General features: G+C 54.9%; 1 rRNA gene. It reads left to right on the plus strand.

Annotated elements, in window-relative coordinates:
* Window positions 1-463: ribosomal RNA gene (locus tag D9V41_RS16335) — 16S ribosomal RNA — on the plus strand; the annotation flags it as partial.

Raw genomic sequence — 463 nt, forward strand, 5'->3', positions numbered from 1 at the left:
GGTGGCGAAGGCGGCCCCCTGGACAAAGACTGACGCTCAGGTGCGAAAGCGTGGGGAGCAAACAGGATTAGATACCCTGGTAGTCCACGCCGTAAACGATGTCGACTTGGAGGTTGTTCCCTTGAGGAGTGGCTTCCGGAGCTAACGCGTTAAGTCGACCGCCTGGGGAGTACGGCCGCAAGGTTAAAACTCAAATGAATTGACGGGGGCCCGCACAAGCGGTGGAGCATGTGGTTTAATTCGATGCAACGCGAAGAACCTTACCTACTCTTGACATCCAGAGAACTTAGCAGAGATGCTTTGGTGCCTTCGGGAACTCTGAGACAGGTGCTGCATGGCTGTCGTCAGCTCGTGTTGTGAAATGTTGGGTTAAGTCCCGCAACGAGCGCAACCCTTATCCTTTGTTGCCAGCGGTTCGGCCGGGAACTCAAAGGAGACTGCCAGTGATAAACTGGAGGAAGGT

This window comes from Aeromicrobium phragmitis (assembly GCF_003674095.1).
GTDB classification, from domain to species: Bacteria; Actinomycetota; Actinomycetes; order Propionibacteriales; family Nocardioidaceae; genus Aeromicrobium; species Aeromicrobium phragmitis.